Here is a 15858-nt window from a genome sequence, read left to right as displayed (position 1 = left end):
GCCGAGATACAGAAGGCGAACCCCCGAGCTTCTCTATCTCGCGGGTTCGCCTTCTCTGTCTCGGCGTGTTGTGTCAGGCCGCGGCGGGCCTGGGCTCGCCCGTGCGGGCGGGCAGCGCCAGGGGGTAGGCCTCGACGGGCTGTGCCGCGACGCCGTCCGGCGCAGGATCGGTCGCGGGGGCAAGGGCTGCGTCGGGGACCGCCTGCTCGTCGCGCAGCGGTAGCCCGAGGGTCACGGTGGCCGGCCGGGCGACCCGGGGCGGCGGGGCGGCCCTCGCCACCAACGCTGCGCCCACCAGGCCTGCGACGAGGGCGAGCCACGCCACCCACGCCCAGCCCAGCGCCGCTGCCGCGCCCAGCAGTGACCCGTCCACGATCCCGACGACGAGCCCAATGACGAGCACTCGTCTCATGCCAACCTCCCACGGTCCGCCTCATCCGTGCCCTTCCAGGAGACGACACGTCGGGCGGTCGTGCATCCGCTGGGCGGAGCACGGAGGTCACAGGTGCGTCACGGTCGCCCGGCGTCGCCCCGGTCCCACGGGAGCGCGGGCTCCGGTCGCGGTGCGTCGGCGTGCCCGATCAGCAGCGGCGACGGGGACGCGTCGCGGGTGGCCCGCAGCTGGTGGTGCATCTCCCCGGCGAGCCGCAGGGCGAGCTCGAAGCGGACCGGCTCCACGAAGTCGGCATGGAGGCGGCCGCCGACCGCCGGGTGGGGGGAGAGCGCGAACACCTCGTCGGGGCGCAGCAGGGTGCCGGCGTCGAGCGCCTCCCGGTGGAGGTCCTCGAGGAGGAGGTCGTCCCGGCCGTCCGAGGAGTCCAGCTCGGTGTACATCTCGACGGCCGTGTGCCAGCGCAGCTCGAGCGATCCCTCGATCGTGTCGAGAAACCACCAGCCCTCGAGCGACTCGAGGAAGACGTCGCCGAACGCGGTGGTGAAGCGCGGGGTCTTGCCGTGGACCCCCAGCCACGACCACGAGGCCAGCCCGTACGCGAAGGCACCGGGGGGGAAAGTTCGTAGCAGTTCCACGTGCGCATCAAACCACCTTGTGGTAAATGACAAAACCCCCAGGCAACAAGGGGTGCGGCGTGGCCTCGCTCACGGAGAAGCGTCACGACGTCGAGGTGACGGTCAAGTTCGAGGGCCGTGAGGTCAAGAATCGGTTATCGGCGCAGGCCGTGGTGACGCGCGCCCACGGGGCGGAACACCGGCTCGTGGCCGTCCGTTGTCTCCGGGACGGGCGCTCGACCGTGCCCGTCGTCCCGCACACGACCCGCACACGACCCGGCCACGACCGGGAAGACCTGGAGGCGACCATGGAGATCCAGGACGCGCTGCGGCGCGTCGACCCCCGCAGCGTCGCGATCACCGGCCTCACGACGCTCGCCTGGTACGCGGTGCCGGACGTCGTCCGGCCGCGGTGGGCTCGCGCCCTCGTGAAGTCAGGCGTGCTCGCCGGCGGCCTCGCCCTCGGGCTCGCCGTCACGAGCGAGGGGCGCCAGGCGGTCGACGGCGTGCGGGAGGTGCGCGACGGGCTCCGCGACCCGGGACGCGCGCCCGGTGCCGCGCTCCCGGGTGACGGACCGGACGGTGACTCCGGCGCGGGGGCCGACCTCGATGCCGACCTCGATGCCGACCTCGATGCCGACCTCGATGCCGACCTCCGTGACGACAACGTCCTGGCGGGCGACCTCGGGTCGGCGCCCGGCGCGCCGCTGTCCGGGGCGCTCGTGGGCTCCGCCGTGCTCGGCGCCGTCGGGCTGGTCGCGGCCGTGGCGGTCGCAGGGGAGAAGTGGGCCTACCGGCGCGGGGAGAGGTGGCGCGAGCGAGGGCTGCGGCTGCCGCACGCCCGCGTCGGGCTGATCCTCGGGGCGCTGGCCGCGGTCGCGACCGCCGTCGACCCCTCGGCCGGCCGGAGAGCGCTGGGCGACGGCTCCGCACCGGGCGCGGCCTGACGGCCCGCGGCAGGGGCGCCTCATCAGTCGTCGAAGACGTGCCAGCAGATCGCGCTGCGGTTCCGCTGGTCCTCCAGGACCAGGTTGAGCAGCTCGGCGGGCACCTGCTCGCGCTGCCGGTCGCGCTCCCGGAGCCGCGCGGCCCCGGCCTCGCCGTCGGGCGCCGCGGCGCTCGCGGCCCGGATGGCGTAGGCGGCGGCGCCGAGGTCGTGGGCCGCGACGTGGGCCACCGCCACCGCCTGCCCGGCCGCGAGGGCGGCGAACCGCGCCGGGTCGGGCAGGCCCTTGCCGGCGGCGTTCGCGACGAAGGCGGTGCGGTGCGCCTCGCGCATCGGCACCTCGCCGCGCATCCAGCCGCGGGCGACGTCGAGGGCCTCGCGGGGCCGCGCGTCGTCGGGCCGTTCCCGCTCGAAGAGGGGCAGCACGTGGTCGGCGCAGGCCACGGCCCACTCCGCCAGCATCCGGTGGTGGTCGTCGGTCAGGGTTCCGCCGCGGCGCACGGTGATCAGCCGGGGGTCACGCTCGGTCGGGAGGATCGTCATACACCCATCCTGGCCGCAGGAGGCGCGAGTGCGAGGGGCGGGTGCCGGGCCCCCGCCAGGGCAGCCCCGCTCCCGTGCGGCGGCTCATGCCGCACGGGAGCGGTCATGCGCGCACACTATCGGCGCCGTCCGGGGCGTCGTCCGACGCCGGTAGACTGACCGCGCGCCGAATGGCGCCCCCGCCCAGACCGACGCCGGATGCCGGCACCCTCGCGGTGCGGTGATCACCCGGTCCGAGGCTTGAGCATTGAGTACTCGCGCGACCCGAGGGAAGTTGATGACCACCGCTGCCGAGAGCGCCGAAGCCGTGTCCGCCGACCGCCCGCAGCTCGACACCGTCGAGCGCGCCGCGTCCACGCCCGCCGAGGCGCAGCCGTTCGCGGAGCTCGGCCTCAAGCCGGACGAGTACCAGCGCATCCGCGACCTCCTGGGGCGTCGCCCCACGGCCGCCGAGCTGGCCATGTACTCGGTGATGTGGTCCGAGCACTGCTCGTACAAGTCGTCCAAGGTGCACCTGAAGAAGTTCGGTGACCGGGTCACCGAGGAGATGAAGGAGCACCTGCTCGTCGGCATCGGCGAGAACGCTGGAGTCGTCGACGTCGGCGACGGCTGGGCAGTGACCTTCAAGGTCGAGTCGCACAACCACCCGTCGTTCGTCGAGCCCTACCAGGGCGCCGCGACCGGCGTCGGCGGCATCGTGCGCGACATCATCTCGATGGGCGCGCGGCCCGTCGCCGTCATGGACCAGCTCCGCTTCGGCGCCGTGGACCACCCCGACACGGCGCGCGTCGTGCACGGCGTGGTGAGCGGCGTCGGCGGCTACGGCAACAGCCTGGGCCTGCCGAACATCGGCGGCGAGCTCGTCTTCGACGCCTCGTACCAGGGCAACCCGCTGGTCAACGCCCTGTGCCTCGGCGTGCTGCGGCACGAGGACATCCACCTGGCCAACGCGACCGGCGCGGGCAACAAGGTCATCCTCTTCGGCGCGCGCACGGGCGGCGACGGCATCGGCGGCGCGTCGATCCTCGCGTCGGAGACCTTCGAGGACGGCGTCCCGGCCAAGCGGCCGAGCGTGCAGGTGGGTGACCCCTTCATGGAGAAGGTGCTCATCGAGTGCTGCCTGGAGCTCTACGCGGCCCAGGTGGTCGAGGGCATCCAGGACCTCGGCGCGGCGGGCATCTCCTGCGCCACCAGCGAGCTGGCCTCGAACGGCGACGGCGGCATGCACGTGTGGCTCGACGACGTGCTGCTGCGCGACCCCACGCTCAACGCCGGCGAGATCCTCATGTCGGAGTCGCAGGAGCGCATGATGGCGGTCGTCACGCCGGAGAAGCTCGACGAGTTCCTCGCGATCACCGGCAAGTGGGACGTCGAGACGGCCGTGGTCGGCGAGGTCAACGGCTCCGGCCGGCTCACGATCGACCACCACGGCCAGCGCATCGTCGACGTCGACCCCCGCACCGTGGCGCACGAGGGCCCGGTCTACGAGCGCCCGTACGAGCGCCCGGCCTGGCAGGACGGCCTGCAGGCGGACACGACCGTGGCCGCCGGGCTGGCCCGCCCGACGTCCGCCGTCGAGCTGCGCGCCACCGCACTGAAGCTGCTCGCCTCGCCGAACCTCGCCTCGAAGGCGTGGGTCACCGACCAGTACGACCGCTTCGTGCAGGGCAACACCGCGCTCGCCCAGCCCGACGACGGCGGCGTGGTGCGCGTCGACGAGGCCACCGGCCGCGGAGTCGCGCTCGCGACGGACGCGAACGGCCGCTACGGCAAGCTCGACCCGCGCGCGGGCGCCCAGCTCGCGCTCGCGGAGGCGTACCGCAACGTCGCCACGGCGGGCGCCACGCCGCTCGCGGTGACCGACTGCCTCAACTTCGGCTCGCCCGAGCACCCGGACTCGATGTGGCAGCTGGTCGAGGCGATCGAGGGCCTGGCCGACGCGTGCCAGGAGCTCGGCGTGCCGGTCACGGGCGGCAACGTGTCGCTGTACAACGGGACCGGCGAGCCGGGCCAGATCGACTCCTCGATCCACCCGACCCCCGTGGTCGGTGTGCTCGGCGTGCTCGACGACGTCCGCACCGCCGTGCCCTCCGGCTGGCGGGCGGGGGACCTGACGATCCTGCTGCTCGGCACCACCGCCGACGAGCTCGACGGCTCCGCGTGGGCCGACGTCGAGCACGGGCACCTGGGCGGGCTGCCGCCGCGCGTGGACCTCGCTGCCGAGCGGGCGCTGGCGTCCGTGCTGATCGTGGCCCGCGAGCAGGGCCTGGGCGCCGCGTCGCACGACCTGTCCGAGGGCGGCCTCGTGCAGGCCCTGCTCGAGGCGTCGCTGCGTTTCGGCGTCGGAGCGTCGGTCGCCGTGGACGGCGTCACAGGGCGCGACCGCGTCTCGCCGTTCGCCGCGCTGTTCAGCGAGACGACCGCCCGGGCCCTCGTGGCCGTGGACGCCGAGAACGAGACCGAGCTGGTCGCGGTGGCCGAGGCCGCCGGCGTGCCGGTGCTGAGGCTCGGGCACACGGGCGGCACGGAGCTGGTCGTGGCGGGCGGGTTCGACGGCGAGACCTTCGCGATCCCGCTCACCGAGGCTCGCGACGCGCACGAGGCCACGCTGCCCCGCATCTTCGGCTGAGGACGGCGGCTGCGGCCGCCGAGACGCCGACGGCGCGGTCCCCGTCCGGGGGCCGCGCCGTCGTGTTCCAGGCCTGGGGCCTGGCGTTCCTGTCAGACCTCGTTGCTGTCAGACCTCGTCGTTCTCGGACGAGATCATCCACGCCTGCTTCTCGAGGTCGGTGATGATCTCGTGCAGCAGGTCGGCCGAGGTCGGGTCCTCGGCGTCGACGTCGTCGTGGACCTCGCGGGCCACCTCGACGGTCTGCGCGACGCGCTCGACGATCGCGTCGACCGTATCCGAGACGGACACCAGCCCGGCCGGGTACGGCGAGAGGTCGGTCGTCGTGGCGACGGTCTCGGTGCGGCCGTCGGGCACGGCCTGGAGGGCGCGGAGCCGCTCGGCGACGGCGTCGCTGTGCTCGCGCGCGACGTCGACCAGCTCGTCGAGCTGCAGGTGCAGGTCGCGGAAGCCTCGGCCCGTGACGTTCCAGTGCGCCTGCTTTCCCTGGACGTGCAGGTCGACCAGGGCGACGAGTACGCGCTGCAGGTGGGCGCGCAGCTTCTGGGAGGCCTCGACACGGGGCGTCTCGCGGCGGATCGTCGGTGCGGACATGATGCTCCTCACTCTCTCGGGTGGATGCCGCGACGTGTCGCGGCAGGAACCCGGGGCCGATTTTCTTGAACCATTCCAGACTAGGTGTCGCCCTGCACGTCCGCCAGCAAGGCGAGGCGATCCTTGGTGGGGCCTCGCCCGCGGTGTCGCGGTGCCCACCGGTGCCCACCGGTGACCACGAGGTGAGATGGGTTCTCGCTCCCCGGTTAGGCTGCGACGGCTACCCCGTGCCCTGCCGCGCCCGCGACGGGCGCCGGGCGGCCCGGACGAGGCCGATCCTGAGGAGGAACGATGGAAGACCGTCTGCAGCCCGTGTTCGCCGAGGTGCTGCGCCGCAACCCGGGTGAGGTGGAGTTCCACCAGGCGGTCCGGGAGGTCTTCGAGTCGCTGGGCCCGGTGCTGCGCAAGAACCCGCAGTACGTGGAGGCCGCCGTCCTCGAGCGCATCTGCGAGCCCGAACGGCAGATCATCTTCCGCGTCGCGTGGGTGGACGACACGGGCCGCGTGCGGATCAACCGCGGCTTCCGCGTCGAGTACAACTCCGCGCTCGGCCCGTACAAGGGCGGCCTGCGCTTCCACCCGTCGGTGTACCTGGGGATCGTGAAGTTCCTCGGCTTCGAGCAGATCTTCAAGAACGCGCTCACCGGTCTGCCGATCGGCGGCGGCAAGGGCGGGTCGGACTTCGACCCGCGGGGCCGCTCCGACGGCGAGATCATGCGGTTCTGCCAGTCGTTCATGACCGAGCTCTACCGGCACATCGGCGAGTACACGGACGTCCCCGCCGGCGACATCGGCGTGGGTTCCCGCGAGATCGGCTACCTCTTCGGCCAGTACAAGCGCATCACCAACCGGTACGAGTCCGGCGTGCTCACCGGCAAGGGCCTCACCTGGGGCGGATCGCTCGTGCGGCGTGAGGCCACGGGCTACGGCGCGGTCCTCTTCGCGCAGAGCATGCTCGGCACCGCGGGGGAGAGCCTCGACGGCCGCCGCGTGTCCGTGTCCGGTTCGGGCAACGTCGCGATCTACGCGGCCGAGAAGGCGCGGCAGCTCGGCGGCCGCGTCATCACCTTCTCCGACTCGTCCGGGTACGTCGTCGACGAGGCGGGCGTCGACCTCGACCTGCTCAAGGAGATCAAGGAGGTCGAGCGCGGCCGTGTGTCGGACTACGTGGGCCGCCGCCCCGGTGCCCGCCTGGTCACCGGGGGCAGCCTCTGGGACATCCCGACCGACGTTGCGCTGCCGTGCGCCACGCAGAACGAGCTCACCGAGGCCGACGCCAAGCGGCTCGTCGCGAACGGCGTGCGCGCCGTCGCCGAGGGCGCCAACATGCCGACCACCCCCGAGGCCGTCGCCCTGCTGCGGGAGGCCGGCGTCCTGTTCGGCCCGGGCAAGGCCGCGAACGCGGGCGGCGTGGCGACGTCGGCGCTGGAGATGCAGCAGAACGCCTCCCGCGACTCCTGGAGCTTCGAGCACACCGAGTCCCGGCTCGCCGAGATCATGACCGGCATCCACGACCGCTGCCTCGCCACCGCCGACGAGTACGACGCCCCCGGCGACTACGTGGCCGGGGCCAACATCGCCGGCTTCACGCATGTGGCCGACGCGATGATCGCCTTCGGCGTCGTCTGAGCCGACGGCGAAGCGGTCGCCGCGCCGGGCGTCATCCTGCTCGGCGGACCCGGTGGAGCGCCGCGAGGGCCGGGAGTGCGGCGACGGTCGCCGGCGCTCCGAACCGGCCGTCGGTGGCCAGCATCCACCGCACGGTCTTCATCGCGAGGGTGAGGACCTCCGCGCCGCGCGTGCGGAGGCCGGCCTCGTAGTCGCTGATCGCGACGCGCAGGGCGGTGTCCCCGCTGCGGACGGTCCGGAGCCTGTCCAGGAGGTCGCCAGCCCTCCCGCGTGAACCGGTCGAGCAGGGCGTCGAGGACCGCGTTGCCCGCGGGGTCGAGGAAGCCGACGTAGAGGCCCGCCCCGTGGGGGCCCATCGCCATACTCGACCGGGGCCCGAGCCGGGCACGCTCCCCGGCGCTGAGGTCGGCGCTCGAGGTGCGGCCCGAGAAGCCGATGATCCCGGCGGGGTGGTTGGTCGGCCCCCCGGCCAGGTGCTGCGCCACGACCGAGTGGGCGCCGTCGGCCCCGACGACGAGGTCACCCGTCTCCTTGGTGCCGTCGGAGAGCAGCACGGTCGGGCGTCCCCCGACGTCGTCGCCCAGCCCGGTGACGGTGACTCCGGTGCGGAGCCCGTCGCCGGCCGCCTCGGCGAGCAGCAGCCGACGAGCAACACGTTCGAGATGGAGTGGCCGCCGCGTTCGGGGCGGACGGCGACCTTCCTGGAGCTCGACCGGGGTCGCGTGGGTGCCGCTCGCGCGGGCGCGCGAGCTGGTGGTCGCGGGGCAGGTCGAGCTGCTGGACCGCCTCGAGGGGGTGTGACCGTCGAGGAGGCGGTCGCTCGCCCGTGAGGCGAGACCGCGAGAGCCGGCTCAGGCGTGGACCGGCAGCGTTCGCAGCAGGTACCGCTCGGCCGAGCCGGCCCGCTGGGCCAGGTCCCACAGGGTCGAGGACGCTGCGCCCGAGGTCTCGGGGGCCGTGCCGTCGGGCTCGTTCCCGCCCGTCGGGTCATCGGGGCTCAACGCCTGGAGGACCTGGTCGAGCTCGCCGCGGGTCAGCTCCGTGGCGTCGGCCAGGACGGTCAGGTCGCGCAACCCGTTGCGCAGCGTGTCGAGCTCGGAGAGCTGTTTGTCGTCGAGCTGGTCGCGGTCAGGCACCAGCTCGTCCTGCAGGCGTACGGCGTCCCGGAGCAAGGTGATCTCCTCGGGCTGCTGTGGACCGGTCCTTCCCGACGAGGCACGGAGCGCGGTCGCGGTGGCCTCGGTCGCGGTCTCGATACGTCGTCGCAGGGGCGGGGGCCGGAAGCCCGGGATCACGGCGAAACCGAGGACCAGTCCGACCAGCACCGCGCTCAGGGTGAGCCCCACGTACTGCAGGAGGAGGTCGACCGCGTTCAGGTCACGGGTCACGGAGTTGAAGCCGACGCTGACGACGACCATGAATGCGCTGCCCAGCGCCGGGCGGGTGACGATGTACCACAGCCCCAGGCACAGGGCGATGACCGCGACCAGGGTGAGGTACTGCGACGGGACGACCAGCAGGACCACCGCGACCGTGAGCGAGCCGGAGACCAGGCCGATGATCTTGTTCCTCGCCTTGGTCACGGTGCCGCCCCAGCTGGCCTGGAGGATGCTGAAGGTGGTCAGCAGCACGGTGGAAACCAGGGGGTCGCCCCGTTCCAGGCCGGACGTGATCAGCAGCATCAGCAGCACTGCGAGCGCAGTGCGGAACGCGTGCCGGACCTGGATGGACTGCAGCCTGGCCGTGGGGTGCAGCACCGCGTCCTGGAGCTGGTGGCGTCGGTCTCGATCGAGCGTGACCCTGGTGGTGTCGCGCTTCTGGATCGCCTGCTCGACGGAGTCCAGGGCACGCGAGGCGTCGGTGAAGGGGGTCTCGGTGACCGCTGATGCCGGCGAGGGCAACGGTGCCTTGACGGGCTTGTCCCGCCGGGGCTTGGCCCCCATCTCTTCGGCCAGCTCGTGAGCCCGCCCTCGGAGCGCGGCGTCGTCGGGGCCGCCCGCCGCCGCGAGGTCTGCCGTGTGCAGGGCCAGGCGGTAGCGCGAGGCCCCCTCGAGCGCGTCCGCGAGCCAGCGCCGCCTGCCGTCGCTGAGCCAGGTGCCGAACGCGGTGGCGGTGGCGGCGCTCGGATCGTCGGCGACGAGGACCGCGGCGACCTGCTCGCGGGTCTGCTTGGAAGGGTCCGAGATCCCCATCAGGATGCGCAGGAGGAGCGCCACGGCGACCCCCGCGACGGCCGCCGCGAACACCTGCCGATGATCGGCCCCACCCATCGGCGCGTAGCCGTAGCCGAACACCGTGGCCATCCCCAGCCCCATCCCCGCGTTGCCGAAGCGTGGGCCGAGCAGGGGAAGCAGTGCGGCCACGAACACGAGCACCACGACGAGCGCGATCGCCGCGGGGCGCGAGGTCTCGGCCACCAGGCGCGGGACGGCCGCGGCGAAGATCAGCAGCGGGCCCATCACCGCAGCGATGCGGAGGTCGGCCCGGAGCGGACCGCCCATGAACGCCACCAGTGCGAACATGCCCGTCAGGCCGCCGATGATCCCCACCGAGCCAGCCCCCCATGAATCGGCGAGCAGCACGGACGGGAGGACCACGATGATCATCAGCACGATCAGCATCGGGCTGCCCGGGGGGCGCTTGGGCGTCTCGGTCTTGCCAGAACCCTTCACGGGCCCTCCTCGGAGGTGTTTGTGCCGGTCATCCCTCGAAGGTACGGCGGAAGTGCAGGGGCCGCCATGCGCGGCATCCGGCATCATTCAGGCCATGCCCCGACTCATCGAGCCACCAGGAGTGCCCGAGGAGGTGTCAGGAGCCATTGAGACGATCGGCAACCGTGCGCGGACCGAGATCCTGCACGCCCTCACCACTCGTGGCCCGCTCACCACGACGGAGCTCGGGCAGCACGGTGTTGCAGCAGGCGTCGGTGGCGTCCCAGAACCGGCGGCCGTCGCTGCCTCGGGTGCCGACCGGGAGGGCGTAGAGGATGCCGCGGTCGGCGGCCTCGTCCTGGAGCCCGAGCTGGGCGTCCACGCGGACCGGGTCGGAGCCGAGGCCGTGCAGCACCACGAGCAGCGGCACGGGGTCGGCCGGGTCGTAGCCCGGCGGGACGTGGACCTCGACCCGCCGGCCACCGATCTCCACGCCGCCCGAGACGCCCGCCGCGGGTGCCGCGAGCAGTGGCGCCGGCCCCTGGGCGTGCGAGGGCATGGGAGACGCGCACGCGGACAGCAGCAGCGTCGCGAGCCCGGCGAGCGCCGCCCAGATCCGGCGGGTCACGGACATGTCGCAGATTGTCGCGTGCGGCGCGCTCCCGGCCTAGGCTGAAATCGAGCGGTGGGGGTGCTCCGATGACGTGGCAGCTGGTCTTCCTGGTGGTGGCGACCGTGCTCGTGGCGGCGGTCGCCGCACGGTCGTGGACCAGCTCGGACGCCCACCGCGAGGCCGTGGCGCGGCGCGACCTGCGCCGTCGAGCCGCGACCGCGGACCCGCTGGTCACGCTGGCGCTCCAGGTGCGGCTCGGCGAGCTGGCCGGGGAGCTGCGACGGCTGACCGACGACCCCGACGTCTTCGCCCGGGCGCACCACTGGCGGGCAGTGCAGTGTGCCTACGACGCCCTCCTGCGCGAGGCCTGCCGCCTGTCCGGGCTCACCGTCCAGGACCCGCCGCTGCGGGCCGACCAGCGGGCCGAGGCGGCCGAGCGGCTCCGGGAGGAGCTCGAGCTCAGCTCCCGCGGCTGGAACTGGTGACCCGCCGAGATAGAGAACCCGGAACGCCGAGATAGAGAAGGCGGACCCGCGAGATAGAGAAGCCCGGACGCGACCCCAGCCGGCTGGGGTCGCGTCCGAGCTTCTCTATCTCGCGGGTCCGCCTTCTCTATCTCGGCGGAGGGCCCTCTCTATCTCGGCGTCAGATGGCCTCGAGCGCCGTGTTGAACGTGGCGGACGGGCGCATCACCGCGGTGGCCTTGGCCGGGTCGGGGCGGTAGTAGCCGCCCACGTCGGCGGGCGAGCCCTGCACGCCGACGAGCTCGTCCACGATCGTGGACTCCTGCTCGGCGAGCGCCGCGGCCAGCGGGCCGAACGCGGCGGCCAGCTCGGCGTCGTCCGACTGCGCCGCCAGCTCCTGCGCCCAGTAGAGCGCCAGGTAGAAGTGCGAGCCGCGGTTGTCGATGCCGCCCACGCGGCGCGTCGGGGACTTGTCCCGGTCGAGGAACGTGCCGGTGGCGCGGTCGAGCGTGTCCGCGAGCACCTGGGCGCGCGGGTTGTCGGTGGCTCCGGCGAGGTGCTCGAACGACGCGGCGAGCGCGAAGAACTCGCCGAGCGAGTCCCAGCGCAGGTAGTTCTCCGCGAGGAGCTGCTGCACGTGCTTCGGGGCCGAGCCGCCCGCGCCGGTCTCGAACAGGCCGCCGCCGTTCATCAGCGGCACCACGGACAGCATCTTGGCCGACGTGCCCAGCTCGAGGATCGGGAACAGGTCCGTGTTGTAGTCGCGCAGCACGTTGCCCGTCACCGAGATGGTGTCCAGGCCCTTGCGGATGCGCGCGAGTGAGAACGCGGTCGCCTCGGCCGGCGCCATGACGTGGATGTCCAGGCCGTCGGTGTCGTGGTCGCCCAGGTACTCCTCCACCTTGGTGATGAGCTGCGCGTCGTGGGCGCGCCGCGCGTCCAGCCAGAACACGGCGGGGTCGCCGGTGGCGCGGGCGCGCGTGACGGCGAGCTTGACCCAGTCGCGGATCGCGACGTCCTTGGTGGTGCAGGCGCGCCAGATGTCGCCGGCCTGGACGTCGTGGCTCAGCAGCACGTCGCCGGCCCCGTTCACGACCTCGACCGTGCCGTCCGCGGGGATCTCGAACGTCTTGTCGTGCGAGCCGTACTCCTCGGCCTTCTTGGCCATGAGGCCCACGTTGGGCACCGAGCCCATCGTGGCCGGGTCGAGGGCGCCGTGCACGCGGCAGTCGTCGATGACGGTCTGGTATACGCCCGCGTACGACGAGTCGGGGATGACGGCGAGGGTGTCGTGCTCCTTGCCGTCCGGGCCCCACATGTGGCCGCCGCCGCGGATCATCGCCGGCATGGACGCGTCGATGATGACGTCGGACGGCACGTGCAGGTTGGTGATGCCGCGGTCGGAGTCGACCATGGCGAGCGCCGGCCCGTCCGCGAGGCCCTGCTCGACGGCGGCCCTGATCGCCGCGCCGTCGGGCAGCTTGTCGACGGCGGCGAGGAGCCCACCGAGGCCGTCGTTGGGCGAGATGCCCGCGGCCTTGAGCTGGTCGCCGTACTGCGCGAAGAGGGCGGGGAAGAACGCTTGCACCACGTGGCCGAAGATGATCGGGTCGGAGACCTTCATCATCGTGGCCTTGAGGTGGGCGGAGAACAGCACACCCTCGGCCTTGGCCCGGGCGATCTGCTCGGCGAGGAAGGTGTTCAGCGCGGCCACAGACAGGAAGGTCGCGTCGACGACCTCGCCCGCCTCGACCTTCAGCCCGTCCTTGAGCACCGTGGTGCCCGCGGGGGTGACGAGGCGGATGGTCAGCGTGTCGTCGGCGGGGATGACGACGGACTTCTCGTTGGCGAAGAAGTCGTCGTGGCCCATCGTCGCGACGTTCGTCTTCGACTCGCCCGACCAGGCGCCCATGCGGTGCGGGTGCGCCTTGGCGTAGTTCTTCACCGAGGCGGGGGCGCGGCGGTCCGAGTTGCCCTCGCGCAGCACCGGGTTGACCGCGGAGCCCTTGGTCTTGTCGTAGCGGGCGCGCACGTCCTTCTCGGCGTCGGTCTGCGGGTCCTCCGGGTAGTCCGGGATGTCGTAGCCCTGGGCCTGCAGCTCGGCCACGGCGGCCTTGAGCTGCGGCGTCGACGCCGAGATGTTCGGCAGCTTGATGATGTTGGCCTCGGGGGTGGTGGCCAGCGCGCCGAGCTCGCCGAGGTCGTCGGGCACGCGCTGGTCGTCGGCGAGGCGCTCCGGGAACTGGGCGAGGATGCGCCCGGCGAGCGAGATGTCGCGCGTCTCGAGCCGGACCCCGGCCTGGGCGGCGTACGCCTCGACGATCGGGAGGAACGAGTAGGTCGCGAGCAGCGGCGCCTCGTCGGTGTGGGTGTAGATGATCGTGGCGGCCTCGGGCCGGGACTCGGTGGTCATGCGGCGATGCTCCCTAGGCAGGGCAGTGGTGGACGAAAGATTGTTTGACATCAAGATATCTGTCGGCGGCGGAGCCTGTCGAAAACGGGTCGCGCACACGGCGTCGCGCCCCGCCGCGCGCCGTCGGCGGTGCGCCGTTACCGTCGAGCCGTGCCGACGCGTCAGCTCCATCTCGCCCTCGCCGGGCCGGCCGAGGTCGCCGACGCCCTCGCCGCTCTCCGTGCCGAGGTCGGCCTGCCTGCGATGTTCCCGACCGCCGTCCGGGAGGAGGCCGAGGAGTCGGCGGCCGCCGGGGGATCTGCGCCGGTCGAGGGCGCCGAGCAGGACCGGCGCGACGTCGAGCTCGTGACGATCGACCCGCCCGGCTCGATGGACCTCGACCAGGCCGTGCACGTCGCGTCGTCGGGTAGCGGCTACATCGTGCGGTACGCGATCGCCGACGTCGCCGCGTTCGTGCGGCCGGGCGGCGCCCTCGACGAGGAGACCCATCGCCGCGGCGCCACGGTCTACGGCCCGGACGTGCGTACACCGCTGCACCCGACGGTGCTCTCGGAGGGCGCGGCGAGCCTGCTGCCCGACGAGGACCGCCCCGCCGTCCTGTGGACCATCGGCCTGGACGGGGACGGGGAGGTCACCAGTGCCTCGGTGACGAGGGCGACGGTCCGGTCCCGGGACCGGCTCACCTACGGCGAGGCGCAGGCCGCGCTCGATGCCGGGCAGGCCACGGAGTCGCTGGCGCTGCTGGCCGACGTCGGGCGGCTGCGCCAGGCACGGGAGCGTGACCGTGGCGGGGTGTCGTTGGAGGTGCCCGAGCAGGAGATCCTGCCGCAGAAGGACGGCTCGTTCTCGCTGGAGCTGCGCCGCACGCTGCCCGTCGAGGGGTGGAACGCGCAGATCTCGCTCCTCACCGGGATCGCCGCGGCGGCGATGATGCGGGAGGCGGGGATCGGCCTCCTGCGCACGCTGCCCCCGGCCGACGAGCGCGACATCGCGCGCCTGCGCCGGACGGCCGCGGCGCTCGGCATCGACTGGCTCGAGGACGTCCCCTACGCGCAGCTGATCCCCACGCTCGAGTCGCGACGACCCGCCCACGCGGCCTTCCTCGCCGAGGCGACCACGCTGTTCCGCGGCGCGGGCTACCTGGCGTTCGGTGTGCCGGGGCCGGACGGCGGGGCGCCGGTCGCGCTGCCCGCCGACGCGCGGCACGCCGCGATCGCCGCCGAGTACGCCCACGTCACGGCGCCGCTGCGTCGTCTGGCCGACCGGTACGCCACCGAGGTGTGCCTCGCGCACGCCGCCGGCCGCGACGTGCCCGGCTGGGTGACGGACGCGCTGCCGGGTCTGCCCGCCACGATGACGGAGGCCGGGCGCACGGCCGGCGCGTTCGAGCGCGGGTGCGTCGACATCGTCGAGGCGGCGCTGCTCGCCGGCCACGAGGGCGAGGCCTTCGACGGCGTCGTCGTCGACGTGCACGAGAGCAAGAAGGAGGGCGCCGCGCAGCGCGGCGAGGTGATGCTGCGCGAGCCGGCCGTTCGGGCCCGGGTGGAGGGCGCCGAGCTGCCGCTGGGGGAGCGCGTCCGCGCGACCCTGGCCGAGGCGTCCGTGCCGGAGCGCCGGGTGCTCTTCACCCTGGGCTGACCGCTCTTCCTGCGCGCGGCCTCTCGCGCCATCGGGCCTCGTCCCACCTCCGATCGAGTTCTCGAAGGTCAGGGCTCGAGGTCGGTCACGCCCGCGCCGCTCCGGAGGTCGAACGGCACGGAGACCTGGTCGTGTGCGATCAGCCAACGTCCGTCGACCTTGCGGAAGCCGAAGGTGGCGCGGACCCACATGCCGGGGGTCGTCGTCCCGCCCTGCAGGGTGCCGCTGAGGCGGCCGAAGGCGTACCCGAAGGCGACGCGCCCGTCGACGGCGAGGGTCAGGTCGCGGACCTCGTAGCGCACGTCCTGGAAGGCCGTGAAGACGTTCGCCCAGTTCCGCAGCTTCGCGTCGATGCCGACGTGCTGCAGGGGCGGCTCGATGTCGAACGAGACGACGTCGGGCGCGTAGAGCGCCCGCAGCGCCTCGAGATCCTTGGCCCGGAGGCCCTCGGCGATGGCGTCGACCTGCTGGCGGATCGCGGCCTCGTCGGCCTCGTGCTGCACAGACATCGGTGCTCGTCCCTTCCCTCGGGTGGTGGTGCGGGTCCTCACCCGGACGACGACGCAGCCCCGCGGGGTGTGACGCCCCCGCGTGCCACGGCGACGCGCCGGATCCGAGATGACGTTTTGATAACACTCCTGCCTTATAACGATTCAACCTCTAGCGGCGACCCCGGGCCTATTCGTTAGGGTGCCTTCCCTACGGCCATTGCGGTACCACCGCGGCGCGA

At 73.1% G+C, this 15858-nt stretch carries 13 protein-coding genes; 5 read left to right on the top strand and 8 right to left on the bottom strand.

Going from position 1 to position 15858, the window contains the following annotated elements; translation table 11 throughout:
* Positions 1-73 precede the first annotated feature (73 nt).
* Together AC1C2V_RS07665 and AC1C2V_RS07660 are read right to left on the bottom strand one after the other, a co-directional pair.
* A complete protein-coding gene (locus tag AC1C2V_RS07665) occupies positions 74-412 on the bottom strand; it encodes a hypothetical protein (protein WP_495388980.1) in 339 nt (112 codons plus the stop codon).
* 98 nt (positions 413-510) lie between these two features.
* Complete coding sequence (locus AC1C2V_RS07660; protein WP_495388979.1) at positions 511-1029, bottom strand: hypothetical protein; 519 nt, start codon at positions 1027-1029, stop codon at positions 511-513.
* Positions 1030-1055: 26 nt separating this feature from the next.
* On the opposite strand from AC1C2V_RS07660, the gene AC1C2V_RS07655 reads away from it, so the two are divergent.
* Positions 1056-1955 carry a hypothetical protein gene (locus AC1C2V_RS07655; RefSeq protein ID WP_495388978.1) on the top strand — a complete coding sequence of 300 codons (900 nt, stop codon included), beginning with the start codon at positions 1056-1058 and terminating at the stop codon, positions 1953-1955.
* Between the two features lie 23 nt (positions 1956-1978).
* Here AC1C2V_RS07655 and AC1C2V_RS07650 read toward each other — a convergent pair whose 3' ends face one another.
* Positions 1979-2497 (bottom strand): putative immunity protein, encoded by a 519-nt coding sequence (locus AC1C2V_RS07650; protein WP_495388977.1) that lies wholly within the window; start codon positions 2495-2497, stop codon positions 1979-1981.
* 277 nt (positions 2498-2774) lie between these two features.
* Here AC1C2V_RS07650 and purL point away from each other — a divergent pair, with 277 nt between their 5' ends.
* Positions 2775-5126, top strand: coding sequence for a phosphoribosylformylglycinamidine synthase subunit PurL (purL, locus tag AC1C2V_RS07645; RefSeq protein ID WP_495388976.1), 2352 nt, complete (start codon positions 2775-2777; stop codon positions 5124-5126).
* Between the two features lie 108 nt (positions 5127-5234).
* Here the strand turns inward: purL and AC1C2V_RS07640 are convergent, their stop codons facing one another.
* Complete coding sequence (locus AC1C2V_RS07640; protein WP_495388975.1) at positions 5235-5720, bottom strand: Dps family protein; 486 nt, start codon at positions 5718-5720, stop codon at positions 5235-5237.
* 291 nt (positions 5721-6011) lie between these two features.
* Between AC1C2V_RS07640 and gdhA the strand changes: the two genes are divergently transcribed.
* Positions 6012-7349: an NADP-specific glutamate dehydrogenase gene (gene gdhA, locus AC1C2V_RS07635; protein WP_495388974.1), complete on the top strand. Its 1338-nt coding sequence runs from the start codon at positions 6012-6014 to the stop codon at positions 7347-7349.
* Between the two features lie 851 nt (positions 7350-8200).
* Here the strand turns inward: gdhA and AC1C2V_RS07630 are convergent.
* Positions 8201-10021 carry an FUSC family protein gene (locus AC1C2V_RS07630; protein WP_495388973.1) on the bottom strand — a complete coding sequence of 607 codons (1821 nt, stop codon included), beginning with the start codon at positions 10019-10021 and terminating at the stop codon, positions 8201-8203.
* 136 nt (positions 10022-10157) lie between these two features.
* Positions 10158-10634: a hypothetical protein gene (locus tag AC1C2V_RS07625; RefSeq protein WP_495388972.1), complete on the bottom strand. Its 477-nt coding sequence runs from the start codon at positions 10632-10634 to the stop codon at positions 10158-10160.
* A 65-nt stretch (positions 10635-10699) separates the two neighbouring features.
* On the opposite strand from AC1C2V_RS07625, the gene AC1C2V_RS07620 reads away from it, so the two are divergent.
* Positions 10700-11098, top strand: coding sequence for a hypothetical protein (locus AC1C2V_RS07620; protein WP_495388971.1), 399 nt, complete (start codon positions 10700-10702; stop codon positions 11096-11098).
* A 160-nt stretch (positions 11099-11258) separates the two neighbouring features.
* On the opposite strand, the gene AC1C2V_RS07615 is transcribed toward AC1C2V_RS07620, so the two are convergent.
* Positions 11259-13490 carry an NADP-dependent isocitrate dehydrogenase gene (locus tag AC1C2V_RS07615; protein WP_495388970.1) on the bottom strand — a complete coding sequence of 744 codons (2232 nt, stop codon included), beginning with the start codon at positions 13488-13490 and terminating at the stop codon, positions 11259-11261.
* Positions 13491-13640: 150 nt separating this feature from the next.
* Here AC1C2V_RS07615 and AC1C2V_RS07610 point away from each other — a divergent pair, with 150 nt between their 5' ends.
* A complete protein-coding gene (locus AC1C2V_RS07610) occupies positions 13641-15128 on the top strand; it encodes an RNB domain-containing ribonuclease (RefSeq protein ID WP_495388969.1) in 1488 nt (495 codons plus the stop codon).
* A 68-nt stretch (positions 15129-15196) separates the two neighbouring features.
* On the opposite strand, the gene AC1C2V_RS07605 is transcribed toward AC1C2V_RS07610, so the two are convergent.
* A complete protein-coding gene (locus tag AC1C2V_RS07605) occupies positions 15197-15637 on the bottom strand; it encodes a YybH family protein (RefSeq protein ID WP_495388968.1) in 441 nt (146 codons plus the stop codon).
* Positions 15638-15858: the final 221 nt, after the last annotated feature.

The sequence above is a fragment of the Isoptericola sp. Y541 genome (assembly GCF_059445465.1).
The sequence above is the reverse complement of the archived record's forward strand: the minus strand, read 5'-3'. Positions and strand labels throughout refer to the sequence as shown.